The sequence below is a fragment of the Chelatococcus reniformis genome (assembly GCF_014640075.1).
Classification (GTDB): Bacteria; Pseudomonadota; Alphaproteobacteria; order Rhizobiales; family Beijerinckiaceae; genus Camelimonas; species Camelimonas reniformis.
Genome location: NZ_BMGG01000002.1, coordinates 412,428 through 437,474, shown reverse-complemented (window position 1 = coordinate 437,474; position 25,047 = coordinate 412,428). Strand labels below are relative to the sequence as shown.

Annotated in this window: 23 protein-coding genes and 1 tRNA gene; 16 read left to right on the top strand and 8 right to left on the bottom strand. The window is 68.0% G+C overall.

The window, feature by feature from the left end:
- Positions 1-183: 183 nt before the first annotated feature.
- Positions 184-1,557: a bifunctional UDP-N-acetylglucosamine diphosphorylase/glucosamine-1-phosphate N-acetyltransferase GlmU gene (gene glmU / locus IEW34_RS06450; protein ID WP_188608326.1), complete on the bottom strand. Its 1,374-nt coding sequence runs from the start codon at positions 1,555-1,557 to the stop codon at positions 184-186.
- A 279-nt stretch (positions 1,558-1,836) separates the two neighbouring features.
- On the opposite strand from glmU, the gene IEW34_RS06445 reads away from it, so the two are divergent.
- The 3 genes from IEW34_RS06445 (at position 1,837) to IEW34_RS06435 (ending at position 5,920) form a co-directional block, all read left to right on the top strand.
- On the top strand, positions 1,837-3,393 hold the full coding sequence (locus tag IEW34_RS06445; protein ID WP_188608325.1) for an OpgD/OpgG family glucan biosynthesis protein: 1,557 nt from the start codon (positions 1,837-1,839) through the stop codon (positions 3,391-3,393).
- Complete coding sequence (mdoH, locus tag IEW34_RS06440) at positions 3,369-5,552, top strand: glucans biosynthesis glucosyltransferase MdoH (protein ID WP_188608324.1); 2,184 nt, start codon at positions 3,369-3,371, stop codon at positions 5,550-5,552. Before IEW34_RS06445 ends, mdoH begins: the two co-directional genes overlap by 25 nt.
- Before the next feature lie 200 nt (positions 5,553-5,752).
- Positions 5,753-5,920 (top strand): hypothetical protein, encoded by a 168-nt coding sequence (locus tag IEW34_RS06435; RefSeq protein WP_188608323.1) that lies wholly within the window; start codon positions 5,753-5,755, stop codon positions 5,918-5,920.
- 76 nt (positions 5,921-5,996) lie between these two features.
- On the opposite strand, the gene IEW34_RS06430 is transcribed toward IEW34_RS06435, so the two are convergent.
- The 3 genes from IEW34_RS06430 to IEW34_RS06420 form a co-directional block, all read right to left on the bottom strand.
- On the bottom strand, positions 5,997-6,722 hold the full coding sequence (locus IEW34_RS06430; RefSeq protein ID WP_188608322.1) for a haloacid dehalogenase type II: 726 nt from the start codon (positions 6,720-6,722) through the stop codon (positions 5,997-5,999).
- A complete protein-coding gene (locus IEW34_RS06425; RefSeq protein ID WP_188608321.1) occupies positions 6,719-7,588 on the bottom strand; it encodes a beta-keto acid cleavage family enzyme in 870 nt (289 codons plus the stop codon). The genes IEW34_RS06430 and IEW34_RS06425 overlap by 4 nt, the downstream gene beginning before the upstream one ends.
- A 64-nt stretch (positions 7,589-7,652) precedes the next feature.
- Positions 7,653-8,831, bottom strand: coding sequence for an ABC transporter substrate-binding protein (locus IEW34_RS06420; protein WP_188608320.1), 1,179 nt, complete (start codon positions 8,829-8,831; stop codon positions 7,653-7,655).
- Between the two features lie 321 nt (positions 8,832-9,152).
- Here IEW34_RS06420 and IEW34_RS06415 point away from each other — a divergent pair.
- From IEW34_RS06415 to IEW34_RS06405, 3 genes are all read left to right on the top strand, one after another.
- Positions 9,153-9,228 (top strand) — tRNA-Lys (locus tag IEW34_RS06415).
- 960 nt (positions 9,229-10,188) lie between these two features.
- The gene (locus IEW34_RS06410; protein WP_188608319.1) at positions 10,189-10,401 is read left to right on the top strand and encodes a hypothetical protein; all 213 of its coding nucleotides are present in this window, start codon (positions 10,189-10,191) and stop codon (positions 10,399-10,401) included.
- Between the two features lie 221 nt (positions 10,402-10,622).
- On the top strand, positions 10,623-10,928 hold the full coding sequence (locus tag IEW34_RS06405) for a hypothetical protein (RefSeq protein ID WP_188608318.1): 306 nt from the start codon (positions 10,623-10,625) through the stop codon (positions 10,926-10,928).
- A gap of 146 nt (positions 10,929-11,074) precedes the next feature.
- Here the strand turns inward: IEW34_RS06405 and IEW34_RS06400 are convergent, their stop codons facing one another.
- Positions 11,075-11,968: a Hint domain-containing protein gene (locus IEW34_RS06400; RefSeq protein WP_188608317.1), complete on the bottom strand. Its 894-nt coding sequence runs from the start codon at positions 11,966-11,968 to the stop codon at positions 11,075-11,077.
- A gap of 829 nt (positions 11,969-12,797) precedes the next feature.
- Between IEW34_RS06400 and IEW34_RS06395 the strand changes: the two genes are divergently transcribed.
- The 3 genes from IEW34_RS06395 (at position 12,798) to IEW34_RS06385 (ending at position 14,754) form a co-directional block, all read left to right on the top strand.
- Positions 12,798-13,538, top strand: coding sequence for a response regulator transcription factor (locus tag IEW34_RS06395; RefSeq protein ID WP_188608316.1), 741 nt, complete (start codon positions 12,798-12,800; stop codon positions 13,536-13,538).
- Between the two features lie 342 nt (positions 13,539-13,880).
- Positions 13,881-14,282 carry a hypothetical protein gene (locus IEW34_RS06390; RefSeq protein WP_188608315.1) on the top strand — a complete coding sequence of 134 codons (402 nt, stop codon included), beginning with the start codon at positions 13,881-13,883 and terminating at the stop codon, positions 14,280-14,282.
- Between the two features lie 283 nt (positions 14,283-14,565).
- A complete protein-coding gene (locus IEW34_RS06385) occupies positions 14,566-14,754 on the top strand; it encodes a hypothetical protein (protein ID WP_188608314.1) in 189 nt (62 codons plus the stop codon).
- 138 nt (positions 14,755-14,892) lie between these two features.
- On the opposite strand, the gene IEW34_RS06380 is transcribed toward IEW34_RS06385, so the two are convergent.
- Positions 14,893-15,369 (bottom strand): hypothetical protein, encoded by a 477-nt coding sequence (locus tag IEW34_RS06380; RefSeq protein WP_188608313.1) that lies wholly within the window; start codon positions 15,367-15,369, stop codon positions 14,893-14,895.
- Positions 15,370-15,670: 301 nt separating this feature from the next.
- Between IEW34_RS06380 and IEW34_RS06375 the strand changes: the two genes are divergently transcribed.
- Positions 15,671-16,909 (top strand): ABC transporter substrate-binding protein, encoded by a 1,239-nt coding sequence (locus tag IEW34_RS06375; protein ID WP_188608312.1) that lies wholly within the window; start codon positions 15,671-15,673, stop codon positions 16,907-16,909.
- 30 nt (positions 16,910-16,939) lie between these two features.
- Here the strand turns inward: IEW34_RS06375 and IEW34_RS06370 are convergent, their stop codons facing one another.
- Positions 16,940-17,848 carry a LysR substrate-binding domain-containing protein gene (locus IEW34_RS06370; protein WP_188608311.1) on the bottom strand — a complete coding sequence of 303 codons (909 nt, stop codon included), beginning with the start codon at positions 17,846-17,848 and terminating at the stop codon, positions 16,940-16,942.
- 183 nt (positions 17,849-18,031) lie between these two features.
- On the opposite strand from IEW34_RS06370, the gene IEW34_RS06365 reads away from it, so the two are divergent.
- Genes IEW34_RS06365 through IEW34_RS06345 form a run of 5 tightly spaced genes read left to right on the top strand, consistent with a single transcriptional unit; the run spans position 18,032 to position 24,037 of the window.
- On the top strand, positions 18,032-19,198 hold the full coding sequence (locus tag IEW34_RS06365; protein WP_188608310.1) for an acyl-CoA dehydrogenase family protein: 1,167 nt from the start codon (positions 18,032-18,034) through the stop codon (positions 19,196-19,198).
- The gene (locus IEW34_RS06360) at positions 19,179-21,323 is read left to right on the top strand and encodes an acetate--CoA ligase family protein (RefSeq protein ID WP_188608309.1); all 2,145 of its coding nucleotides are present in this window, start codon (positions 19,179-19,181) and stop codon (positions 21,321-21,323) included. Before IEW34_RS06365 ends, IEW34_RS06360 begins: the two co-directional genes overlap by 20 nt.
- Positions 21,320-21,688 carry a hypothetical protein gene (locus IEW34_RS06355; RefSeq protein ID WP_188608308.1) on the top strand — a complete coding sequence of 123 codons (369 nt, stop codon included), beginning with the start codon at positions 21,320-21,322 and terminating at the stop codon, positions 21,686-21,688. Before IEW34_RS06360 ends, IEW34_RS06355 begins: the two co-directional genes overlap by 4 nt.
- Positions 21,685-22,563: an alpha/beta fold hydrolase gene (locus IEW34_RS06350; protein ID WP_244641826.1), complete on the top strand. Its 879-nt coding sequence runs from the start codon at positions 21,685-21,687 to the stop codon at positions 22,561-22,563. Before IEW34_RS06355 ends, IEW34_RS06350 begins: the two co-directional genes overlap by 4 nt.
- 16 nt (positions 22,564-22,579) lie before the next feature.
- On the top strand, positions 22,580-24,037 hold the full coding sequence (locus IEW34_RS06345; RefSeq protein ID WP_188608307.1) for an NAD-dependent succinate-semialdehyde dehydrogenase: 1,458 nt from the start codon (positions 22,580-22,582) through the stop codon (positions 24,035-24,037).
- Between the two features lie 130 nt (positions 24,038-24,167).
- Here the strand turns inward: IEW34_RS06345 and IEW34_RS06340 are convergent, their stop codons facing one another.
- On the bottom strand, positions 24,168-24,566 hold the full coding sequence (locus IEW34_RS06340; protein ID WP_188608306.1) for a hypothetical protein: 399 nt from the start codon (positions 24,564-24,566) through the stop codon (positions 24,168-24,170).
- Between the two features lie 199 nt (positions 24,567-24,765).
- On the opposite strand from IEW34_RS06340, the gene IEW34_RS06335 reads away from it, so the two are divergent.
- Entirely contained in the window at positions 24,766-24,984 is a 219-nt protein-coding gene (locus IEW34_RS06335; protein ID WP_188608305.1) for a hypothetical protein, read from the top strand.
- Positions 24,985-25,047 lie beyond the last annotated feature (63 nt).

Genomic DNA, 25,047 nt, shown 5'->3' with positions numbered 1-25,047 from the left:
TGCGGGCGGAGCCGGTCGCGAAAGTGCCGCAGGCCCGGAGCAACGTTGCGCCGCCGCTGCGAGGCCGGGTCGAGCGCAGCCACGAGGGCCGAGGCGCACAGTCTTGACCGGAGCGGTACTAGTACGACAGGCGCAGCCCACTCCAATCACTTTGGGTGACCGATTGTGACGCCGCGGGCAGGTTCAGCCGCTCTTCCCCTTCAGCGCCGGCTGCCGGGCGCGGAAGGCAGCGGCCCAGTCGGCCTTCACGGTCTGGCGTGCGCGCGCCACCGCGAGCGCATCGGCGGGAACGTCGTCCGTGACCACCGAGCCGGTGCCGACATAGGCCCCGTCGCCGATGCTGACGGGCGCCACCAGAGCGGAATTGGAGCCGACGAAGGCGCCGGCGCCGACGGTCGTACGGTTCTTGCGAAACCCGTCATAGTTGCAGAAGATCGTGCCCGCACCGATGTTGGCACCGGCGCCGACCGAGCCGTCGCCGAGATAGGCCAGATGGTTGGCCTTGGCGCCCGGGCCCATGCTGACGTTCTTCAGCTCGACGAAGTTGCCGACACGGGCCCCCTCGCCCACGTCTGCGCCGGGTCGCAGCCGCGCGTAGGGGCCGATCGCCGCGCCCCGGTGCAGGCGTGCGCCCTCCAGGTGCGAGAAGGCGTGAATGACGGCGCCGTCCTCGACGACGACGCCGGGGCCGAACACCACGTGGGGCTCGACGACGACATCCCGGCCCAAGCGTGTGTCGGCGCTGAGGAACACGGTCTCGGGCGCCTGCAATGTCGCGCCCGCCAGCATCGCCTCGCGGCGCAGCCGGGCTTGCAACGCCGCCTCCGCTGCAGCGAGCTGCAGCCGGTCGTTGATGCCCAGGACCTCGTCCTCCGGCGCCACGACCACCGCACAACCCAGGCCGCGCGCGCGGGCGATCTCGACGACGTCGGTCAGGTAGAACTCGCCCTTGGCGTTGGCGTTGCCAATGCTCTCCAGCAGCGACATCGCGTGCGCGCCGGAGAGCGCCATCAGCCCGGCATTGCAAAGGCGAATGGCGCGCTCGGCGGGGCTGGCGTCGCGTTCCTCGCGAATGGCCACGAGCGTCTCGCCGTCGCGCACCAGGCGTCCGTAGCCGTGCGGATCGGCCGCCTCGAAGCCGAGCACGGCAACCGCCACGTCGCCGTGGAGCTGAGCCCTGAGCCGCGCCAGGGTTTCCGGATAAATCAGGGGGGTGTCACCGAAGGCGACGACGAGGTCGGCTGCGCCCGCCCCGATGTCCTCGCGGGCGGCCAGGACCGCATGCGCGGTGCCGCGGCGCTCGCGCTGCACGTGGATATGCGCGTGCGGCGCGTAGGCCAGCACCTCCGCGGCGACATCGTCGCGGTCCGGCCCGACGACCACCGACACGTCGGCAGCGCCGGCCGCCGCCAGGGCTGTCAGCACATGCCCGACCATGCTCCGGCCAGCGACGTGATGCAGCACCTTCGGCCTGGCGGAGCGCATCCGCGTGCCCTCGCCTGCCGCCAGGACGACGGCCTTGAACGCTTGCCGATCCTCGGATGACTGCTCTGTCATGGCGCTGCCCATTGCTGCCCGTGCCCACGATGGCCGGCCGACCCGCGGCCACGGGCTAACCACCTCAAAACCATGCGCCTGTCAAAGTCGGTGCGGCTTTTATCCGTCGTTCGCGCTTCCAGACCCCGATGGCCTCCCATCACGGCACCGGGCCGTGCTAGTCATGCTCATTCCTCTCACCAGACAACCTGCTTCGATGGCCTTGCCCCGCGTTCACTCATCGTCTGCCGTCCGCCTCGCCGTCTCGCCCCTCGCATGCCCCGTGGGGCCGGTGCGGCCATGATGGACCGCAGACAGCTGCTGCGCACCGGTGCGGCGACGGCGGTGCTGGGGACGACCACCCGGGCGGCGGCCCAGGACACGCCGGCCCCCGCCCCCGCCCCCGGTGCCGCGCCGGCGGACGCGCGGGCCGAGAAGCCGCGCTTCGAGGCCTCTCAGGTGACCGAGCTCGCCCGTCAGCTCGCCAAGCGGCCCTTCGCCCAGCCGGCCAACGACCTTCCGGATGCGTTCTCGTCCCTGAGCTACGAGCAGTATGTCGGCATCCGGGCGCGGCCCAACGGCCTGCTCTGGTCCAACGCGAACCGCGGCTTCGTCATCGAGCCGCTGCACCGCGGCTCGCTGTTCCGCGACCAGGTGGTGCTCTACATCGTCGAAGAGGGCATCGTGCGACGGCTCGGCTACGATGCGGCCGCCTTCGACTTCGGCCGGCTGTCGGTCCAGCCGCCCACCCAGGACATCGGCTTCTCGGGCTTTCGCGTCTTCAGTGGCAGCGAGCGCCCCTATGAGGTCGCCATCTTTCAGGGCGCGACGTTTTTCCGCGCCATCGCGCGAGGCCAGACCATGGGCGTCGTGGCACGGACGCTGACATTGCGGCCCGGAGAGACGCGAGGCGAGGAGATTCCGGCCTTCCGCGCCTTCTGGATCGAGCAGCCCGCCCCGGCGGCCGATACGCTGACGATCCATGCGCTGATGGATTCGGAGAGCGCGTCGGGCGCGGTGCGGTTCACTGTGCGGCCCGGCGACGTCACCATCATCGACGTCGAGGTGACGCTGTTCGCGCGCGTCAACCTCGACCACGTCGGCTGGGGCGGCATGGCCGCGACCTACGTCTTCGGTGCCAGCAGCCGGCGCAACACCGACGACGTGCGCGCCGCCGTCTACGACACCAACGGCTTGCAGATGTACAACGGCAAGCAGGAGTGGCTCTGGCGGCCGATCAGCAATCCCCAGGCACTGCAGATCTCCGCCTTCGTCGACACCAACCCGCGTGGCTTCGGCCTGCTCCAGCGCGACCGCGACGCTGCCATCTTTCAGGACGACGACCAGAACTACGAGCGCCGGCCGAGCCTGTGGGTCGAGCCGCTGGGGGACTGGGGCGACGGCTCGGTGCAACTCATCGAGATTCCGACCGATTCGGAGGTCAACGACAACGTCATCGCTTATTGGCGGCCGCGGCAGGCCCTGCCCGCGGGCAGCGAGACCTCGTACGTCTACCGCCAGTTCTGGTGCTGGAAGGTGCCGGACCAGCCGCCGCTCGCCATGGTGGTGCAGACGCGCAGCGGACGCGGAGGCGGCGGACGGCGCCGCAAGTTTCTCGTCGAGTTCGTGGGAGATGTCCTTGGCGACGCGCGCACGCTGGTGGAGATCAAGCCCGCTCTCTCCGCCGCCACCGGCACGCTCTCCAATGTGCGCGTCTGGCCCTATCCGGAACGAAAGGCCCTCCGCGTCGGTTTCGAGCTCGACCCGGGCAATGAACAGAACAGCGAGTTGCGTCTCGTCTTGGAGGCGGGCGGCAAACCCTTGAGCGAGACATGGCTCTATCGATGGACGCCCTAGACCTGCCCAAGCCCGACCGCGGCGCCCCCGCCGGGGCCGAACCGGCGACGCCGCCGGAATCGCGCCTCGACATGCCGGTGCAGTCCCTGCGGCACTGGGAAACGCGCCATGAGCGCAGCCCGGCGGGGTCCCGGCGGTCGCTCGGCATGTACCTGGCCCGCGCCATCGTGTTCGGCGGCGGCATCGCGCTCACCGCCTATGGCGCGCGCGAGATGTATGCGGTCGTGTCGGTGAGCCGCACCACCGTGCTCCAGTGGGCCCTCCTTGTCCTGTTCACGATCAACTTTTCCTGGATCGCGATCGCCTTCACCAGTGCGCTGGTCGGCTTCTTCGCGCTGCTGTTCGCGTCGCGACGGCCCTCCCCCATGCCGGGGCCGCTGACCTCGCGCACCGCCGTGGTGATGCCGGTCTACAACGAGGAGACGGCCCGCGTCTTCGCCGCCCTCTACGCCATCCGCGAGAGCATCGAGGCAACCGGCCAGGGCGCCGCCTTCGACTATTTCGTCCTCTCCGACAGCACGAGGCCGGACGCCTGGGTGGCGGAGGAGCGCGCCTTCGACGCCATGCGCAGCCGCATCGGTCCCAACGCACGGCTCTACTACCGGCATCGCGCCAAGAATACGCACCGCAAGGCCGGCAACATCGCCGATTTCGTGACCCGCTGGGGAGGCGCCTACGAGCACATGCTGGTGCTCGACGCCGATAGCCTGATGACTGGCGACTGCGTGGTCAGGCTCACTGCGGCCATGGAGGCCGATCCGGACGCAGGCATCGTCCAGAGCCTGCCCCTGATCGTGAACCGCAACACGTTGTTTGCGCGCGTGCAGCAGTTCGCCGCTCGCATCTATGGCCCGATCATCGCCAAGGGCCTCGCAGTCTGGATGGGCCATGACGGCAACTACTGGGGCCACAACGCCGTCATTCGCACCGCGGCCTTCGCCGCCCATTGCGGCATGCCCGACCTCGCCGGTAAGCCGCCGTTCGGCGGTCACATCCTATCTCACGACTTCGTCGAGGCGGCGCTGATGCGCCGGGCCGGCTGGTCGGTCTACATGCTGCCCGACCTGCCCGGCAGCTACGAGGAGAGCCCGCCGTCACTGATCGATCTGGCGACGCGCGACCGGCGCTGGTGCCAGGGCAACCTCCAGCACATCCGCGTCATTGGCTCGTCCGGATTCAAGTGGCCGACGCGCCAGCATTTTGCCACCGGCATCTTCTCCTACATCGCCTCGCCCCTGTGGCTCTGCCAGTTGATCATCGGCATCATGCTGGTGCTGCAGACGAGCTACGTGAGGCCCGAGTACTTCAGCAAGGAATTCTCTCTGTTCCCGGTGTGGCCGCGCTTCGATCCCGAGCGCGCGCTCGCGCTGTTTATCCTCACCATGGGCATCCTGCTGGCACCCAAGGCATTCGGGCTCATTCTCGCGCTGGTGCGCGGCCCGCTCCGCAGGCAGTGCGGCGGCGCCCTGCGCCTGATCGCGTCGACCATTTTCGAAGTGATCCTGTCGGCGCTGCTCGCTCCCATCCTGATGGTGATCCAGTCCGGCGCGGTGTTTCAGATCCTGCTCGGCCGCGACACCGGCTGGAACCCGCAGCGCCGCGACGACGGTTCGATCTCCTTTGGCGACATCGTGCGGCGGCACTGGCCGCACATGGCACTCGGTTTCGTCGCCGGCCTCACCGCCTTCCTGATCGCCACCTCGCTGTTCCTGTGGATGTCGCCCACCATCGTCGGCCTGATGCTGGCCATCCCGATCTCATGGATGAGCGGGCAGCGGGCGGTCGGCCTGGCGTTGCGCAAGCTCGGTCTGCTGCTGACGCCCGAGGAGAGGCAACCGCCGTCGATCCTGCCGCGGGCCAACGCCCTTCAGGGCGAGTTCGCACTCGCGGGCTTCGACGACGCCGACGCGTTGCGCGTGATCCACCGCGAGCCCGGCGTGCGCGAGCTGCACGAAGGCTTGTTGCCCGCCGCTGCGGAGCGGCGGCGTGGCCAGATCGATCCCGACCGGGCGGTGGCCGAAGCAAAGCTGGCCGACGCGGAGACGATCGACGATGCGCTGACGTGGCTGCAGCCGCGCGAGCGCATGATCGTGCTGCAGGATCGGTCGCTGATCGGCCGACTGTCGCGCCTGCCGCTGCCGCATCAGCCGGCGAGCTGACGGCGAGAACCGGCGTCGCCGAACGCCGTTCCGATCGGAACAAAGCGATGGGGATCGCGTTTAGCGCGGGAGTGGTGGGTCCCTTGGGGGATGAAGCGGCACGCCCGCACTCGAGCACAACACGGCTGAAGCTATAGAGAGGTCGGTTCGAAGATGGCCGGCCGAGGTTCCGCAGGCGCGGAGCCGCGGAGGAGCGTCAGATGTTGGCCCCCTTGCTCTGGTCCTGCGCCGTTCTGGCGCTGTTGACGGCTGCCGCGCTGACGGGCGTGGTGCCATTCATCGCGATGGGCGACGGCGCGGTGATGCTGCTGGCCGCCTTCGCCGGTACGGCAGTTGTCTGCGCCCTCGACGGCTATGTGACGGAATAGCTGGCCGCGGAGCGCCGGCGTGCCGGGCGTGCGGCTCCGGCGCCCGTCTGTCGGTGCGACGATCCCGCGCTCGTCATCAGCCCGGTGATGCGCAAGCGATCTCGCCGAGCTCGGCGATCGAGTTCACCACGAAGTCCCAATCCTGAGTGGGCGCCAGATCGGTGGTCTGCCGGGGGCCATGTTCGTGCGGGCGGAGCACGAACGCCGTGCGCAAGCCGCAGGCCCTGGCGGCAGCGAGATCGTCGTTGTGGGCGGCCACCATGCACACCTGGTCGGGCCGCAGCGACAGCAGCTCCGCGGTGCGAAGGTAGGATTGCGGCACGGGCTTGTAGGCGCCGACCACCTCCGCGCCCAGGATCGCGTCCCATGGCAGGCCGCCGTGCTTGGCCATATCGAGGAGCAAGCGGAGATTGCCGTTGGAATGCGGTGCGATGACAAATCTCGATTTGAGGAGCGCCAAGCCCCGGACCGAGTCGGGCCATGGCGGCAACCGGTGCCAGGCGTGGTTCAGTTCCGTGAGCGCAGCCTCGGGCAGTGCGAGCGGGTCGACGCCGAATTCGAGCAGGGTCTCCAGGAGATTCTCGAAGTGCAGCGCGTCCAGCTTTGCGAACGGGCGCCGGCCGCTGTTGACCTCGATGAACGACGGCACGTACCGGCGCCGCCAGGCATCGGCGAACTCGAAGGCGCGTTCCGCGTCGGGCCCGATGAGGCCGCTGGCCGTCACCTCCTGGGCGATGCCGGAGCGCCAATCCACCACTGTGCCGAACACGTCGAACACGAATGCTTCCAGTTTTGCCGTCAACGCACGACCTCCCGCGGCAAGCGCGCCGCCAATTGCCGGCGGACCTCGTCCGCGGTCGCGAGCTGCCGCCCGGCGTCGCGGATGAGGCCCGCCATCTCCTCGACGAGCTCGAGGTTCGTGTGCGGGCTTCCCAGCGGCGCATCCTCCAGCCCGACCCGCACATGGCCGCCCAGGGCGACCGCGTCGCGGGCCAGGGGCCGCACGTCGACGCCGAGGCCGCTCACCATGAACGGCTCGCCCGGCGCGACCTCGTCGAGCAGCGCCTTGTAGGCGCGCAGCCCCTGGGGCCCGGGCGGAAAGCCGAAGCTGAAGGTGGAGGAGAACATCAGGCGATAGACCGGCCGCGGCACAGCGGGCTGGCGCCGGCAGTAAGCGGCGCCGGCGCGCACGAAGCCGGGCTCGTAGCAGGCGAAGGCCGGATGAAAGCCGTGCCGCGCGGCGAGATCGAACCCGCGCTCCAAATTGGCCGGCGTGTTGACGTAGGTGAAGCTGGGCAGGCCGGCCTCGCCCGGATGAAGCGGCTCGATGTTGACGCTGCCGGGGTCGACGACCGCCCACTCCAGCAGGCCTCTGGCGGCCAGTTGCTCGATGATCGCATAGCGGTCGTCGCCGGACGCGATCGTCGGGTAGACGATGGCTCCGGCCCGCTCGCGGATTGCCTCGATGATTCGGGCATAGGTGTCGGCGCAATCGACCTGCTGGCGACCTTCCGCGTCGTAGGCGTGAAGGTGCACGATGGCCGCGCCAGCCTGCACGCAGGCCACCGCCTCCCCGACGATGGCGTCGACGGACACGGGGGCCAGCGGCTGAAGCCCCCGCCCCCACGGACCGTTGAGCGCCACTTCCAACCATACCGGCTGCGACAACGCCGTCCCTCCCCGCCGGTTGCGCCACGTCCGCGGCAGCACGCCTATTTGCGCTCGATCATAGTCACTTGCCGCTGATCAGACCACCGAACGGCACGAACCGCGTTCCATCGAACCGGGTCATCTGAAGCTGCTCGATGGGATAATAGTCATCGGGCGCCGTCTTGATGCGGATACCCGGCAGCAGCATCCCCGGCTGAAAATCCAGGTTGGTGGCCTGCTTCATGATATTGGCGCGAGAGAAATCCCCGTCACACTGCTCGAGCACCTTCTTCAACGTCTCGCCCTGCAGGTAAGAGATGACGTTGTAGATCTCCCGCCGATCCCCTTCCGGGAAATAGGTCTCCATGAAATGCGTCCACGCCTTCAGCGCCGGGTCGCCGGCCCACTGAGGGTCGTTCGGATCCTTGAAGAAGGTGGCCGACATCACACCGACGGCCTTGTCCGCCCCGACCGGCGTGATCGTCGCGCCGATCGAGGCCGACGCGGAATAGATGAAATGGGCGGGCTTCCACCCCAGGGAATCGAGCTTCCTGATCGCCTGGGCGGCGTATTTCGGCGTGCTGATGTCGACCAGGACCGACACGTCGGCGGCCTTCAACGATATGATCTGGGAATCGATCGTCGGGTCTCCGACCTCGTAGGTCATTTCCCTCACGATGTCGGCCGCAGCCGGACCGAGCGACTGTTTCAAGCCCCTGATGTAGTCGCGGCCGTATTCGGCGTTCTCCGACAGGATGCCGATCTTCTGGCCCTTGAGGTTCTCGGCGATGTAGGTCCCGACGGCGCGTCCCTCCGAGACGATCGTCGGCGGCCAGCCGATGGTCCACGGAAATTCCTTGTAATCGCCGAAGGCCGCGGCGCCGCTGGACACGAACAGCTGCGGAATGCCCTTGCTGTTGAGGTACTTGCGGGTGGCGAGGCCCTGCGACGAGCCGAAATAGGAGAACATGAACAGCACGCCGTCGCCCTCAACGAGCTTGCGCGTGTTCTCGACCGCCTTGGCGGGCGTGAATGCGTCGTCGAGCGAAATGAACTCGATCGCCTTGCCGCCGATTCCACCCTGCTGGTTGAGCATCCGCACGTATGCCGCCTGCAATCGGGGAATGGTCGAGAAGGCCGAAGCGGGCCCGCTGTAGACCGACGACTGGCCGATCTTGATGGCTTCTTGCGCCGCCGAGGCAGGAAACGCCGGACCTGCTGCCAGGCCGATGCCGGCCACCAGCGCCAAGCCGATGCCCAAGGGCCTTCGCCCCAAGGGCCCTCGCCCCAAGTGTCCTCGCCCCAAGTATCCTCGCCCCATGAGTGCCCCCCGCTATCGTTGTGCAGGCGCTGCGGCAGCACCGGCGCGCTTGCGCCGGCCGCCGCCGTGCACCTCCGTTGCGATCATTGTGCACGCGGCGACGGCGTAAACTGTCAAGTTGGCGACACTCTCGGCCCGTGCGGCGCGGCCGCCGCGCCAAGCGTCGATGCCGCCCAGCCGGCTGACCGCGCCAGCCGGCTGACCGCGCCATGGACGCACCAGTTGACCCGGCAGCCCCCAGCGCCTATCAAGCCGCGGAGCGAGCGCGTAGCTCAGCCGGTAGAGCAACTGACTTTTAATCAGTAGGTCCAGGGTTCGAGTCCCTGCGCGCTCACCAAGATTTCCAGAAAGCCAATGCTTGAGTGGAAATGTCCGCCGCCCGGCCGGCTTGGCGGTCCCCAAGGTCGACGCCGCGATCGCCAAACCCCGTTCCTGGGCCGTTCCGCCTGAGGTCGGAGCGAAGGCTCGTTGACAGCGCCGTGCCATGCTCCCGCCATGACAGCTCCTCCCAGACTCGCAGCCCAACAGCGGGCCGCGCCGCCGCAGTATTCCCGGCTGGAGGCGGAGAAAGGAGACGAAGGCTGAGCGTTCTGGCTCGTCTCGGGGGACGGTATGCGTTCCGATCTCGGCGAGCCGATCAATCCCAGTTTCCCGACGCGAAAACGACGGACGTCGGGGAGGCTGCCTACTTGATGATCAGCATCGCCTCGTAGAAGCGGACAAGGCCGCGAAGCTTTTAGGCGCTCGCTATCGGAGTGCGTGGCCCGGACGATGATCGAAGGAACGGTCCCCCACTTGCGGATCATGTAGCGGGCGAATACCTGCCCGCAAGCTGACGTGGTTTTCCGATTTCCCCGTCGGTCAGGGCCGGGCAGAGCCTGCCATTACCTCTGCCCGGCTCGCCACTTTATCTAAGCCGCCGCGACCGCTTCAAGCCCCGGCGCCCCGGTCCGAGCCTCCAGCCACCCGCTGCAGCCCTTCTCAACGAGAGCGCGGGCGACCGCCTCCGCTACCGCGGAGCTACACCAACGGGACACGACCGGTCCTCGAGCTCCGCTTTCGCCCAGGAGATCCTGAAGGCGATCAGGGCGATCCAGGCCGAGCCGATCCGTCCTGCGCGGCGCGTTGCGGAGGTGGCGCGTCGCGCATCGTCGAGCCAGGAGCTGCGCACTGCCGAAAGCTGCGCGCGAGCGGGCAAGCAGGCTAGCTTCTCGGTCCGAAATTCGCTTTGGAGAACGCTGGAACATCGGCCGCGCCCTTCCGTTTAGCAGGAGTTCGCAGAGATCGGAGTTCCCTCATGCGCCTGCTCCACCGTAGCCAGGATGGTGACCAATGGCTGTTGGTGAAGGATCGGTCGGGACAGGTTTGCGTCGAGCATCGGACCGCCGACGCTCGCCATCGTGTGGAACTCGGCGCGTTTTTGAACGACGAGAGCCCACCCCGGCGTGAGTTCATGCGCCTGCTCGGCACGCTGGTGGACGACGGTCTCGCGGGCCCGGAGACCACCTAGCTCGGGGCGCTCGTCTATTGCGGTACCGCGAGATTGGGCGGGGCTACGCGCCGTCAGCGCGGACATGCGGCGTGAACCCAGACCGAAAAGCGCCACCGATGAGACGCTGAGCCTGAAAGGGGCCGACAGGCGCGAGGAGATGCGGGCTACGCCGCCGCTTCGGACACGAAGCCCGCCGTCTCGGCGCGGGCTGCAAGGTGCTAGCCACGGGAGACACTGACATGGAATCGACAATCACCGGTGAGTTTTCCACCCGCCGCAGCGCGGAGCTTGCGATCGAGCATCTCGTCCAGGAGCTCCACGTCGAACGGACGGACATATTCGTCCACGCCAAGGGCGAAGCGAACTCCGCTGGTTCGGAAATCTCAGGCGCGGACGCCGAAAGCGGACACCCGGGAGTTGGAAGGACCGGGACGCCGGAGTTGAACGGAGCTATCGAAGTGTCCGTCGACTGTCATGGCCCCGGGCGCGACGCCATCGAGCATGCTCTGTCACGAGCGGGAGCCCGTCAGGTTTCGACGCTGTAGCTCGCCGATGTCCAAAAAGGCCTGGGCGCGCCCCCAGGCGGAAGGCTTGCAGTGGCGCTTTGGGCATGTCGCGGACCCGCCCGGTCCGAATCGTGTGCATCAAGGCCCCGCCGGCACAAGCCGGCGGGGCCAACGCAATACAGGCTTTAGGCGGCTGCCTCGACCAGGAAGCCCAACGCCGCGGCCCGGGCCGCCAGTTGATCGCGAAGGACCCGCGACAGCTGACGCGCCGACTTCACCCGCGGCAGGTCGAGCTCCGGAATACGGGCGCGGCTGTCGCCGAACAGCGCATCGTACTCCGCGTGGTTGTCGAACTGGCGCCGGCTGACGTTGTCGACGAAGGTCTCCGCGGCGGTGCCGTTGGCGAGCACCAGAGCGTGGTCTTCCAGTTCGATGTGATAGTAGGTGAACGTCGCCTCCGGCTGGGTGACGCGGGTGATGGTCGTGCCGTTGACCAGCGCGCTGGCCTGCACGAGCACATCGTCCACGAGGACCCCGTGGTCGGGCGACACATAGAGGTCGCGGGTCGGAACGCCTTCAGCGAGCGCCCCGGCAGCCACGCGGACGGGATAGCTGCGCATCGGGTCGGCAAACACGGCGGCGACAGTCTGTCGGCCGACCCACAGCACCGGCCGGGTCTGGCCGCTGGCGGTCAGCACCAGATCGCCCGCCGCCAGCGTCTCGACCGCGCGCTCACCTTCCGGCGTCGCGATCATCGTCCCGGCGAGGAAGCAGTAGGCGTCGGGGGCAAACGGCGGCACCGGGTCGCCCGGATCGAGGGCACCGTCGGGCGACAGAAAGATATGCGTGGTGCCGTCCTGGCTCTCGAAGAACGGCTGACCTGTCGCGCTGATACCCTGATAGACCCAGGAAGCCGTCGTGCCTTGGAACGTGATGTCGGCCGAGTCGCCGACGCCCAGCGCGGTCGGGGGCTCCGGCGCATCGAGCACAGCCGGGTCGGCCGCGGTGCCTTGTTCAGAGGTGATCAAGCCCGTTCCGTCATTGTACGTGTAAAAACGCGCGTAGGACACATCCGCCATAATACGCTCCATATTGCCAGAAAGATGATTTCAGGACGAATGACCGCCCACCGCCTGCTAGTTAGCCGGCGGCACTATCGCGGTCTGGTGATTGTAGCTGCGAAGTGCAAACCACCTGGGAACAGAGCTCTCACCGGCGCCCAAGGTGGCCTTTGCACCCCAACGTTTTTCTTTCGAAACTCGTCAGGGGCGAGGCTCGTCGGGAAGCGCCGACCGGTGGCATCAGAGCTCGCCAATTTTGCAGATCCCCACGTGAAACTGCGCCCTCCGCAAATCTACGCGGCGCGCAAGCGGAGACTAATCAAAAATAGTGCAGTGCATCAACCTAAATTATTATACGACTTAGGTCGCGCGGATTAGAATTCGATACGACTATATGTTTATTATCAATAAGCCGTTGGCGGTATGATACTACGTGCAGGACGTTCTAATCACCTAGAGTGGTATCAATCCGACCCGCAAAGGGGACTGACCCGAGACCGGATGGATTCGCGAAGACTGGTCTCCACGATCGAAATTCCCGCAGCCCCTTGCCTTACCAGCCGACACTCAGAACGGCTCCGTTCTACCACTTTTGGATAATTCAACCGTCCGCCACATCCGTTTTAGGTATACGCCAGTCAAACGAAATGTGTAGCTTCGGCGAGAAAGTCGTGCTTGGCAATAAGAACAGCGTCGGCAGCGACCATGCGACGCGCAGTATGCAAACTGTTTGTCGTTGACGATCTAATCCGCTCAAGGCTCAGTTCGCTAGGCTCGGCCAGCGGCTCGGTTACTCCGGGTGGATAGCCAGGGCAAATAGAAGCTGGCGTGCAGGGAAGGCGGTGCTATGGCGTCGAGTGGAGGCCCGGCAAGATCCTCGGCCAAGACCTTTTGGGCCGTCCTCGAGGAGCGCCCATTTCAACGTGAATGCATCGTAAAATGCTTGGATGCGAAAGGGCGCGAAGTCGTTGGCTTCCCGAACCTTTCGGCCTGGCTGAAAAGCGCATTGTCGAAGCAGACGTCCCTGATCGTTCTGTTGGATCAACCTTACAATACATATGACCTGGCGCGCAGCATCAAGCTGATCCGATCGGTCGAGGGCCCACCACGCATCGCAGCTATTACGCGAGAGAAAAGCAGGGAAGCAGCCTCCGCAGCGCTTGCCATCGGCGTGTCCGGATACATCTCCGACCACACGGATGTCAGCAATGTCGCCATCGAGCTGGAGTTCGTCGCAGCTGGCGGGACCTTCGTGAGCCCGGACATATCGCTGGCGGCCGAGTCAAGATCTTCCCGCGCCGCTCACGCGCCGGAGCAGAAAGCGCTCACACCCCAGGAGCTATTGATAATATCAAAACTTGCTTCTGGAAAAAGCAACAATGGAATTGCAATCGAATTGAACATTTCCCCAGCCACAGTCAAAGTTCATATTCGCAATATTATGAAAAAACTAGGCACAAAAAATCGGACGGAAGTAGCGATACTGGCGAACGAGATCATCGGCGCGTCAGTAACGAGAGCTTCCGACGGAGGCTATGGCGAACCTCGCCCGGAACCGAGCTCGATCGATCCTGTCGCGTGCACGTAACAGTTTCAGGGCACTTCGCGCTTGATGGATCACCCGTCACACCGCGCATGATGCGACGGCTGCACGGCTAACGCTTGGCGCCTCTACAGCGTGCGCGAAGGGCCCCCACGCCTGCCGCAGTCGCCGCAACGTACATCGCGGAGCCCGCGGCGATGCCAATGCCGCGTGAGGCCGCGGGTCCCTCCGCGGGGCCGAACGGGATGCGGCAAAGAAGGCGGACAACTTTGGCCAAATTTTCGGCATACTCCCGGGGTGGAGACGACGATCCGCCTAGGCGAAGGGCCGGGCTCTTCGACTGGCGATCGCTCCATTGTTCGCTGGATTGGACGCCGACGGGTTCTGATGCCGTATACAACCGAGCAGATCGGGCCGATCGATGTGCGGCCCTTCACGACGAGCACCAGGCAGCGCTGCGCGATGGTGCTGATCCAACATTCCGACGCGCCGCCGCACGGCGAGAGCCCCGTGACGGTCATCGCCCCTTGTGCGTGGCAGGATGGCCGCCAGCGCACCCTTGAGATGCTCGCCGGCGGGGTCGATCTCCGCGATATCAGGTTCGCGCAGGTCCGGCGCAGCTACGAAGGTGATGGTGCGGCTGCCTGGGAGGGCAGACCCCTGCGCTCGGCGATCGAGATGCTGTGGTGGACGACGGACGACGACGACAGGGCCTCCAAGCTCGGCCTCACTACGCGTGCCTACGCGTCCCAACTCCTGACCGCCCGGGCACGGCGCAGAACCGCGTGAGACGCCGCGCGCCGGGGCATGTCCCGGTCGATCGCATCGGCACGACGGCCCTGTTCCTTGTCCCAGGCTGATGGCCCAGCTCCAAGCCTTTGCTACCGAGCCGATTTCAGGTCCGGCGCGTCCACGTGATCGAGCCCGGAGGCGGCGCAGCTGACACCCCGGCGCCGCGGCCTGAGCTGCGCGATGATCCTCCCCGTATCGCTCACGATCGCGCGCGTGACGAGCGGCGCCGCTCGTAGGGCTGGCCCGGTAGCGGTATACGTCCCAGCCCTGGGGGTATGGCATGCGTATCGAGATCGATTTTTCGCCCGCGCTCATCGAAGCACTGGACCGGTTCATCGACCAACAGTCCGTGGCGGTCTCTCGGGCCGAAGCCGTCGAGCTGATGGTCCGCGACTGGCTGATCCACAACGCAGGCCAAATCTGGCGCGCCATCGGCGAAGGCGATCACGAACGCCCTCGGATGGGTTAGAGCGCTCTGCGTTTGAGGGAATGGCCCAAGCAAGTGAAACGCTCCACGCCAAGGGAGCGATCCAGCAGCGAAGCAGGCCTCGGGAGCGGCTTTCCCCCGACGCCTGCCCGCGCGGGCCGCGCCGACGATCAGCGCGGCTTACTCGGGTGCGGGCAAACCAGCGTTGACCTTGGCCTTCATATCGGCCGAGCAAGTCCCGGAGGCTCCGAGCGCGCGTGAGACCCTCGCCTGCTGCATGCCGTGCAGCAACCCCATCAGGGCCATTTGCCGCTCATTCATCTGAACCGCCTTGCGGTGATAGACCATCATCGGAACGAACGTGCGCCGGTGCCAGTCCAGTCCACAATGCTCGGCGATGCCGGATACGATTCCCGCCTTCATGGCGGCCCGCGCCTCGGCGATGGAAATGGGCGGGTGCGCCTTCTCATCGGCCGTTGGGGCGGCGCATGGCTTGAGATCCTCGCACTTCGCCCTGGAGATGTTCGTCAGGGCGAGGTTCAGCGCCGCTTTGACCGCTCCGTCGGAGACGTGTTTGTCCAAGGGGGATTGCCCCGAGGCCGTGGACGCAACCAGCGCCGCACCTAGGCCAAGGGCCGCGGCAGACAGCCGTCTCATGACATTCTCCATACGAGTGGTCGACCCAGTGAAGCTGACCCTCAGAGCGGATGGATGGTCGGGTCAAGGCCGACCATGACGGGGCGAAGACGGAAGGCCTTTTATTCTCAACGTCATGGTAGGGCTTGACCAACCATCCATCGATTTGAAAGCCCAAAGCCGTCGCTAGCCCGCCATGAGAAAAGGTCGGGGCGCACCGAGGATTCGGAACTTGCCGGCCCGGGAGCCGCGCGCCAGCTTCCCGTCCACAAGCGCGCCGACGCGGGGCACCTACGCCTCCGGCGCGATCGCGGGAGGAGACATGCGCGTGTTCAACACCATCACCACGATTGCGGCTGGCATCGCGCTGGCGTTCGGGGCGTTGGCCGCCCCCCAGGCGGCGCGGGCCGAGATTGGCGACGGCACCGTCCGCATCGGCGTGTTGACGGACCTGTCGGGCCCCTATGCCGACAACGTGGGCAAGGGCGCCATCCTGGCCGCGCAGATGGCCGTCGAGGATTTCGGCGGCAAGGTCGCCGGCGTGCCGGTCGAGGTCGTCTCCGCCGACCACCAGAACAAGGCCGACGTCGGCTCCGCCATCGCCCGCAAATGGTACGACGTCGACAAGGTCGACATGATCACCGAGGTGGTGTCGTCCGCCGTGGCATTGTCGGTGCAGCAGATCACCCGTGAGAAGAACAAGGTGTTCCTGGCGACCGGGCCCGGCACGCCCGACCTCACCGGCAAGGCCTGCTCGCCCAACGGCGTGCACTGGGCCTACGACAACTATGCGCTCGGCAATGTGGTCGCCGGCGCCGTCGTGCGTCGCGGGCTGGGCAAATGGTTCTTCCTGACCGCCGACTACAGCTTCGGCCACGCCCTGGAAGAGCAGGCGGCCCGCGTCGTCAAGGCCAACGGCGGCACCGTGCTCGGCTCCGTCCGCGCGCCGCTCGGCACCGCCGACTTCTCCTCCTTCCTGCTGCAGGCACAGGCCTCGGGCGCCCAGGTGATCGGTCTCGCCAACGCCGGCGCGGACATGATCAACGCGCAAAAGCAGGCCGCCGAGTTCGGCATCGTCGGCGGCGGACAGAGCATCGCGGCGCTTCTCGTCAACCTGCCCGACATCAATGCGCTCGGCCTCGCCAGCGCCCAGGGCCTGCTCCTGGCGGACAGCTTCTACTGGGATATGAACGACGCGACCCGCGCCTGGAGCAAGCGCTTCATGGCGCGCTTCGACGGCCGTGCCCCCGGCAGCCTGCAGGCCGCGGTCTATGGCGCCGTCAGCCACTATCTCAAGGCGATCGAAGCGGCCAAGAGCGACGATGCCGCCGCCGTCACCGCCGAAATGCGCAAGCTGCCCATCAACGACTTCTACACCCACGACGCCAGGATTCGGGCCGACGGCCGGGTCATTCGCGACATGTACCTGCTGCAGGTGAAGAGCCCGGACGAGTCGAAGTATCCGTGGGACTTCTACAAGCTCCTGGAGACGGTGCCCGGCGACAAGGCCTTCCGTCCTCTGGCCGAAGGCGGCTGCGCGCTCGCGCTCAAGGATCAGTGACGCGGCGGGTCGCGGCGCGGAGGCGCATGCCTACGCAGACGGCGGCGCGCCGGCGCCGTCCGCCTCCTGCTTCAGCCACGACACCAGGAGCCGCATCTTGCGCGACGGCTCCCGGTCGGCTGGCCAGACGACGTAGTAGGCCAGGTTGCGGGTCACCGGATGGGCAAAGGGACGGACGAGACGCCGGTCTGCGAACTCGTCGGCCAGCAGGCGGTTCTGGCCGATCGCCACGCCGAGCCCCTCGACGGCGGCCTGATAGGTCAGGGTCGAGCTCTCGAAGACGAGCGAGCGGCCATGCTCCACCTCTGGATGACCGGCCTCGGTGAGCCAGTCGGACCAGTCGCGCCGCCGGTAGTAGGAGTGCAGCAGCGTATGCCCCGAAAGGTCCTCGATGCTCTCGAGCGGCGGCCCTTTGCGCAGCAGCGCCGGGCTGCAGATCGGCTCGATCTCGTCGGCGAAGAGAAGGTGCGCCGCAAGGCCCGGCCAATCGCCGCTGCCGAGCTGGATCGCCAGATCCACGTTCTCCCGCTCGAAGTCGACGGGCTTCACCGTGTTGCTGACGAAAATGGAGACGCCGGGGTTGAGCAGGCGGAAAGCCGGCAGGCGCGGAATGAGCCAGCGGGTGGCGAAGGTGGTGTAGGCGCGCAGGCGCACCGGATCGGTCTTCTCGCGCTCGGCGAAGCGGCCGCCCGCGGCAGCGAGCCTGGCGAAGGGTTCGGCGATCTCCACCGCCAGGGCACGCCCCGCCTCGGTGAGGCTGGCACCGCTGCGGTCGCGCTGGAACAGGCGCTGGCCAAAATAGCTCTCCAGCACCGCCACCTGCCGGCTCACGGCAGACTGGGTGACGTTCAGCTCCTCGGCCGCGCGCGTAAAGCCGCCCAGCCGCGCGGCGACTTCGAACACGTGCAGGGGGTTGAGCGGCGGCATCCGCCTGGACATGGGCCTGGCCATTTCCGACTGCGCGGCCCGGCCGGCCGCTTGGGCCGACATATGCTCATAGCCATGAGCAGTGCGACCCCACAAATACTCATGCAAAGCTAACATCTGGTCGGTTGCGCAGCAAACCGTCCAGGCAAATCATGCAACGACATCAAGGGGCTTAGCCCGGGAGCAGGTCTGCCGATGGATTTCACACTCAACGAGGAGCAGCGGCTGTTCGCCTCCTCCGTGCGGCGGCTGGCGGACGACAATCTGGCCGCGGCCGCCCGCGAACGGGCCCATAATCCCCGCTTCCCCTTCGACGTGGCCGCGCTGTTCGGGGCCCAGGGCCTGCTCGGCATCACCATGCCGGCGGCGGACGGTGGCCAGGGCGGCACGCTGATGGATGCCGTCATCGCCATCGAGCAGGTGGCGTCGGTCTGTCCCCGCAGCGCCGACGTGGTGCAGGCGGGCAACTTCGGCCCGATCCGCACCTTCGCCGAATACGCGAGCCCCGAGCAGAAGCAGCGCTTCCTGCCCGATCTCCTCGCCGGCCGAAAGGTCATCAGCCTCGGCATGAGCGAGCCCGAGGCCGGATCGGCCGCGACCGACCTCAAGACGAGCGCGCGCCAGGACGGCGCCGGCTACGTCATCAACGGCACCAAGGTGTTCTCGACGCATAGCCCGGACGCCACGCTGTTCCTGATCTATGTGCGCTTCGGCCCGGGGGTCGGCGGCATCGGCTCGGTGCTGGTGGAGCGCGACACGCCCGGCTTCACGGTGGGCCGGCCATCGGCGTTCATGAGCGGCGAGGAATGGTCGCAGCTCTATTTCGAGGATTGTCGCATCCCCGCCGAAAACGTCCTGCTCGGGCCCGGCGGCTTCAAGAAGCAGATCGCCGGCTTCAACGTCGAGCGCATCGGCAATGCCTCTCGCGCCCTGGCCGTCGGCCGCTACGCCTTCGAGCTGGCCCGCCGGCACGCTCTCGAGCGGCAGCAGTTCGGCCGGCCGCTGTGCGAGTTCCAGGGGCTGCAATGGAAATTCGCAGACGCGTATCTGAAGCTGGAGGCAGCGCAGATGCTGCTCTACCGCGCGGCGTCGGCACCGCCCGGGGAGTTGCCCACGGCGATCGACACCACCATGGCCAAGCTCGCCTGCAACCAGGCCGGCTTCGACGCCGCCAACGAGGCGGTGCAGGTGATGGGCGGCATGGGCTACAGCACCGAGGCCCTGGCCGAATACTGCATGCGGCGCACGCGCGGCTGGATGATCGCCGGCGGCTCGACCGAGATCCTCAAGAACCGCGTCGCGGAGCATATCTTCGATCGTCGATTCGAGCAGAGAGCGCCCCATGCCGCAAAGGTCGGCTAACATCGTCGGAACAGAGGCCGGCGGCCGTCGCTTCATCGATGCGCTGCTGGCACCGCGCAGCATCGCCCTCGTCGGCGCCTCGGACGAAGCGGCCAAGACGGCCGGCCGGCCGCTGCAATTCCTCCGCGCGGCCGGCTACGAGGGAACGATCTTTCCCGTGAACGCCCGGCGTGACAGCGTGCAGGGCGAGCGCGCCTGGCGATCGCTGGCCGATCTGCCGGAGGCGCCCGAGCATGCCTTCATCCTGACGCCGACCGATGCGGCGGTCGCCGCCGTAGCCGAGTGCGCGGCGGCCGGCGTCAAGGTCGCCACCGTGCTCGCCGCCGGCTTTTCCGACGCCGGTGCGGAGGGGCAGGCCCGGCAGGCCAGCCTGGCGCGGATCGCCGCCGAGACCGGCCTGCGCATCCTGGGGCCGTCGAGCCTCGGCGTCGTCAACGGGCGCGCCCGCCTGGTGCTAACCGCCAATGCGGCTTTCGCCGAGCCGGGCCTGCCGGCAGGCGGCACCTTCGTCGCCTCCCAGAGCGGCAGCCTCATCGGCGCCCTGGTGTCGCGCGGCAAGGCCCGCGGCATCGGCTTTGCCGGCCTGGTGTCGGTGGGCGGCGAGGTCGACCTCGGCATCGGCGAGATCTGCACGGCGACACTCGACGACCCCGGCATCGACGCCTACCTGCTGTTCCTCGAGGGCATCCGCCGCGCCGACGACCTGCGCGCCTTCGCGCTGGAGGCGGCGCGGCGCGGCAAACCGATCGTGGCCTACAAGCTCGGGCGCTCGGCCGCGGCGGCGGAGCTCGCCGTGTCCCATACCGGCGCGCTCGCCGGCGAGGACGCGGCCGTCGACGCCTTCCTCTCGGACCTCGGCATCGCCCGCGTCGACACCTTCGAGGGCCTGCTGGAGGCGCCGGCGCTGCTGCGGCGGACGCAGCCGCGCCGCGCGGCAAGCCGCGTGCCCACCGTGGGCGTGGTCACCACCACGGGCGGCGGCGCCGCCATGGCCGTCGACCAGCTGGCCCTGCGCGGCATCGATGTTGCGGCCCCGAGCGAGGAGACGTTTCGGCGCCTGGCCGCAGCAGGAGTGGAGGCGGCGCACGGCCGCATCGTCGACCTGACGCTGGCCGGCACCCGGCCGCCGGTGATGAAGGCGGCGCTCGACACCCTGCTGGCCGCCCCGGAGTTCGACCTGGTGCTTGCCGTCGTCGGCTCGTCGGCGCGTTCGCGGCCGGACCTGGCTGTCGCCCCGATCGCCGCCAGCCTCGGCGCCACCAAGCCGCTCGCCGCCTTCATCGTGCCGGAGGCGCCGGAAGCGCTTCGCCGGCTCGAGGAGGCCGGCGTGCCGGCCTTCCGCACCCCCGAGAGCTGCGCCGATGCGGTCGGTGCCGCGCTGCTGCGCCGCCCGCCCACGGCGATCGCGCGGCCGGCCGTGGCGCCGGCCCTCCCCGGCTCGAGCCTCGACGAGCTCGAGGCCTACGGCGTGCTCGGCCGCCTGGGCGTTCCCCATGCGCCCGCCGTCGCGCTGACCATCGGCGAGCCCGTCCCGGCCGAGCTGCCGTTCGCCTACCCTGTCGCCGCCAAGCTGCTGTCGCACGCCGTGACCCACAAGTCGGACGTCGGCGGTGTCGTCCTCGCCATCACCGGACGGGAGGAGCTGGATCGCGCCATCCGCGATATCGCCGCCGCGGCGGCGCGCCACGGCGTGAGCGCCGAGCGGGTGTTGGTGCAGCCCATGCGCGCGGCCCTCGGCGAAGCGCTGGTCGGCTACCGGGTCGATCCGCAGGTCGGCCCGCTCATCATGCTGGCGGCCGGCGGCGTGCTGACGGAGCTCTACCGCGACCGGTCGCTGCGCGCCGCTCCCATCGACACCGAGACGGCGTGGGCGATGATTGCCGAGGTGAAGGGCCTGCGGGCGCTGGAGGGGTATCGCGGCCGGCCGGCCGGCGACATGGAGGCGCTGGCGCAGGTGCTGGTCGCCATGTCGCACCTGGCCGGCCTGGCCGATCCCGGCATCTATGAGGCCGAGGTCAATCCGCTGCTGATCGGCCCGGTCGGACAAGGCGTGGAGGCCGTCGACGCGGTCGTTCGGCTCAAGGACAACACCACCACCCGGGGCGACGAGGAGGGAGACCGATGATCGACAGATTGGTCGAGACGGTGAACGGCAAGGCGAGCCTGGTGCATCGGGGGCGCTACCTGACCACCCGCTTCCTGGTCGAGTTGGGGCCCGAGGCCTACCTGGTCGACGTCGTGCAGGGGCGCATCGCGGCGGTGACGAGCGGGCCTTTCGTCATGCCGAGCTGGAGCTTCGCGCTCCGCGCGCCGAAGGAGGCCTGGGAGCAATTCTTCCAGCCGGTGCCGCCGCCCGGCTACCAGGACCTGTTCGGGCTGCTGAAGCAGCGGCTGCTGCGCATCGAGGGCGATCTCCAGCCGCTGATGGCCAACCTGCGCTACATCAAGGAGGCCTTCGCCTCCCTCCGGCCGCTGGAGGCCAAGCCATGACTTTGCAACAAGCCATGATCCCGCACTTCGATCCGATCGTCGGCCGCTATCTCAACCTCGACCTCTTCGGCCGGCCGCACCGCATCTATGTGGAGGAGGCCGGCCAGGGCATCCCCCTCCTCTGCCTGCACACGGCAGGCTCGGACGGGCGCCAATACCGCGGCCTGATGACCAGCGACGACATCCTCCAGCGCTTCCGGGTGATCTCCTTCGACATGCCCTGGCACGGCAAGTCGTCGCCGCCGGCCGGCTGGCACGAGGAGGAGTACCAGCTGACCACCAAGGCCTACGTCGAGATGATCCTCACCGTGGCCGACGCGCTCGCGCTGGACCGGCCGGTGGTCATGGGCTGCTCGATCGGCGGTCGCGTGGTGCTCAACCTCGCTCTCGACCACCCCGAGCGCTTCCGCGCCATCATCGGCCTCCAATCCGGCGCCCACGTCGACCCCTATTACGATATTACCTGGGCGCACCGGCCGGACGTGCACGGCGGCGAGGTCTGCGCCTCCATCGTCTCCGGGCTCATGGGACCGGCGTCGCCCGAGGCGGAGCGCTGGGAGACCCTGTGGCACTACATGCAGGGCGGCCCCGGCATCTTCAAAGGCGATCTGCACTTCTACAAGATCGACGGCGACATCCGCGGCCGGGTCGGCGCCATCGATACCAGCCGCTGCCCGCTCTACCTCTTGACCGGCGAATACGACTATTCCTGCACGCCGGCCGACACGCTCGATCTCGTGACCCGCATCAAGGGTGCCGACGCCACCATCATGAAGGGCCTCGGCCACTTTCCCATGAGCGAGGACCCGGCCGCCTTCCTCGGCTATCTCAAGCCCGTCCTCGAGCGCATCGAGGCCGGCACGCGCGCCGCGTGACGCGGCAGGACCTCCCATGAGAGCCACGCCATTGCCCGCCGCCGCCTATCCCGCCCTGGCGCTGTTCATCGCCGGCCGTTTCGTCGCCGCCGGCGGTCGAGCGACGACGCCGGTGCTGAACCCGGCGACCGAGGCCGTCCTCGGCGCGCTGCCGCACGCCACAGCGGACGACCTCGCCGCCGCGATGGCGGCGGGTGCCGACGGCTTCCGCCTCTGGCGGGGAACCTCCCCGCTGGAGCGCGGGCGCGTGTTGCGTCGGGCCGCGGACCTGATGCGGGAGCAGGCGGAGGCCATCGCCACCCTGATCACGCTGGAGCTCGGCAAGCCGCTCGGGGAGGCGCGCGTGGAGGTCGAGACCGCCGCCGGCCTGTTCGAGTGGAACGCCGAGGAGGGCCGGCGCGCCTACGGCCGCGTCATCCCGGCGCGGCAGAGCGGCATCCGGCAGCTGGCGCTGCGCGAGCCCCTCGGGCCCATCGCCGCCTTCGCGCCCTGGAACGCCCCGGCGATCACACCGGCGCGCAAGATCTCCAGCGCCTTGGCGGCCGGCTGCTCGGTGATCATCAAGCCGGCCGAGGAGACGCCGGCAACGGCGCTCGCCATGGCCCGCATCCTCCACGAGGCGGGCCTGCCACCCGGCGTCCTGAGCGTCGTCTTCGGCAATCCCGCCTTCATTTCCGAGACGCTGCTCGCCTCTCCCATCATCCGCGGCGTCACCTTCACCGGCTCGACCGCGGTCGGCCGGCAGCTCGCCGCCCAGGCTGCGCTCGGCCTCAAGCCGATGACCATGGAGCTCGGCGGCCATGCGCCGGTGCTCGTCTTCGGCGACGTGGACGCCGAGGCGACGGCCCGGGCGGCGGCGGCGGCCAAGTTCCGCAATGCCGGCCAAATCTGCACGTCGCCGACGCGCTTTTACGTGCACCGCTCGATCTACGATCGCTTTGCCGATGCGTTCGCGGCCGCCGCGGCGTCAATCACCGTCGGCGACGGCTTCGACCCGGCGACGCGCATGGGGCCGCTCGCCACGAGCCGCCGGATCGACGCCATGGACCGGCTGGTCGCCGACGCGCGGGCGCGCGGCGTTACCATCGCAGCCGGCGGCAAGCGGCGCGGCAACCACGGCTTCTTCTATGCACCGACCGTGCTGCGCGACGCACCCGACGATTGCCTGGCCGCCAACGAGGAGCCCTTCGGCCCGCTCGCCCTGCTCAAGCCATTCGACGATGTCGACGAGGCGCTCGCCTTGGCCAACCGCCTTCCGGTGGGCCTTGCCGCCTATGCCATGACCCACGACAGCCGCCTGGCCGAGCGCGCGGCGGCGGGGATCGACGCCGGCAACGTCGTCCTCAACCACTGGCAGGCCTCCTTGCCCGAGACCCCCTTCGGCGGCGTGCGCGACAGCGGCATGGGCCGGGAAGGCGGCATCGAAGGGCTCGAGGCCTTCCAGCAGGTCAAATACGTCAGCAGCCTGGGCTGACGTCGCGGTGCGGCCGCAGCCGCACCGCGCGATCACGGATCCGCCCAGCCATCGATGTTCCCCTTCCGACGGAGAACGCGTCGGCGGCAGGCCGACATCGGAGGCACGCCCGTCCCGGCGCCGACCGGCGCTACTTGTAGACGCGATGGCGCGGCTGGTAGGCGACGACCGGACAGTCCCTGCGAACCGCAGCCTCCAGCTGGCTGTCGCAGTTGCTGCACGCCAGGTCGACGTCCGGCTCGACCCGCGTGTTGTAGTGCCGCAAGTTGAAATCGGTGATGCGCCGCTCGCCGGAGGCGGGCGGCAGCCCGAAGCGGTAGGTGGTCATCTGCGGTGTCAAGAAGTCGGTGATGAACTGCACCTTCAAGGTGCAGTTGCGATAGCCGACCGGATCCGGATTGCGGACGTAGATCGCACTGTGGCCACTCTTGCCGATGGCGATCCGGTATTGCGGATCGGCCGAGGCCGCGGTCGCCCCCATTGCACAAACCAGCGTCGTGACAAGGGCGAGGCACCGGTTGAGCTTCATGCAGGGCTCCTGAGCAAGGCGATCCGGAACGGGTAGTGCCCTTTGCACTCCGCCGCAAGATGCGCCGAGACCCGACCGCCGCAGTGCAGCGAATCATCCATGTGCGCCCGAGCACCTCAGACGGAACAATAAATCCTTAACGATGTTTTAACACGCTGAGGGCTCGACGATGATGGTCACTTCAACTCCCGAACTTGTGATGGCAGCCAGCGCCGGCGCCGCCGAGGATGGACGCCTGGCCGCACCCGAGGTGGACCTGCGCGCCGGCGACGTGGTGATGCTGCGCAGCGGCAGCCAGGAAATGGTGGTGCTCAAGGTGGTCGGAGACGTGGTCTTCGCCGCCTGGGACAACCAGTCCTCGTACAGCTCGTGCGCTCCCTTCGCCAAGCGCGATCTCATCCGCCTTCAGGTCGGATGACCCTGGCTCACGGCTGCGGGAGCCGCAGACGTCCGGCCACGCCAGGGCACGCTGGCCGCTCGT

Coding starts and splice junctions, on each gene's coding strand:
- glmU (WP_188608326.1), bottom strand. CDS start 1,557: ATGACAGAGCAGTCATCCGAGGATCGGCAAGCGTTCAAGGCCGTCGTC.
- IEW34_RS06445 (WP_188608325.1), top strand. CDS start 1,837: ATGATGGACCGCAGACAGCTGCTGCGCACCGGTGCGGCGACGGCGGTG.
- mdoH (WP_188608324.1), top strand. CDS start 3,369: ATGGCTCTATCGATGGACGCCCTAGACCTGCCCAAGCCCGACCGCGGC.
- IEW34_RS06435 (WP_188608323.1), top strand. CDS start 5,753: ATGTTGGCCCCCTTGCTCTGGTCCTGCGCCGTTCTGGCGCTGTTGACG.
- IEW34_RS06410 (WP_188608319.1), top strand. CDS start 10,189: ATGCGCCTGCTCCACCGTAGCCAGGATGGTGACCAATGGCTGTTGGTG.
- IEW34_RS06405 (WP_188608318.1), top strand. CDS start 10,623: ATGGAATCGACAATCACCGGTGAGTTTTCCACCCGCCGCAGCGCGGAG.
- IEW34_RS06400 (WP_188608317.1), bottom strand. CDS start 11,968: ATGGCGGATGTGTCCTACGCGCGTTTTTACACGTACAATGACGGAACG.
- IEW34_RS06395 (WP_188608316.1), top strand. CDS start 12,798: ATGGCGTCGAGTGGAGGCCCGGCAAGATCCTCGGCCAAGACCTTTTGG.
- IEW34_RS06390 (WP_188608315.1), top strand. CDS start 13,881: ATGCCGTATACAACCGAGCAGATCGGGCCGATCGATGTGCGGCCCTTC.
- IEW34_RS06385 (WP_188608314.1), top strand. CDS start 14,566: ATGCGTATCGAGATCGATTTTTCGCCCGCGCTCATCGAAGCACTGGAC.
- IEW34_RS06380 (WP_188608313.1), bottom strand. CDS start 15,369: ATGAGACGGCTGTCTGCCGCGGCCCTTGGCCTAGGTGCGGCGCTGGTT.
- IEW34_RS06375 (WP_188608312.1), top strand. CDS start 15,671: ATGCGCGTGTTCAACACCATCACCACGATTGCGGCTGGCATCGCGCTG.
- IEW34_RS06370 (WP_188608311.1), bottom strand. CDS start 17,848: ATGTCCAGGCGGATGCCGCCGCTCAACCCCCTGCACGTGTTCGAAGTC.
- IEW34_RS06365 (WP_188608310.1), top strand. CDS start 18,032: ATGGATTTCACACTCAACGAGGAGCAGCGGCTGTTCGCCTCCTCCGTG.
- IEW34_RS06360 (WP_188608309.1), top strand. CDS start 19,179: ATGCCGCAAAGGTCGGCTAACATCGTCGGAACAGAGGCCGGCGGCCGT.
- IEW34_RS06355 (WP_188608308.1), top strand. CDS start 21,320: ATGATCGACAGATTGGTCGAGACGGTGAACGGCAAGGCGAGCCTGGTG.
- IEW34_RS06350 (WP_244641826.1), top strand. CDS start 21,685: ATGACTTTGCAACAAGCCATGATCCCGCACTTCGATCCGATCGTCGGC.
- IEW34_RS06345 (WP_188608307.1), top strand. CDS start 22,580: ATGAGAGCCACGCCATTGCCCGCCGCCGCCTATCCCGCCCTGGCGCTG.
- IEW34_RS06340 (WP_188608306.1), bottom strand. CDS start 24,566: ATGAAGCTCAACCGGTGCCTCGCCCTTGTCACGACGCTGGTTTGTGCA.
- IEW34_RS06335 (WP_188608305.1), top strand. CDS start 24,766: ATGGCAGCCAGCGCCGGCGCCGCCGAGGATGGACGCCTGGCCGCACCC.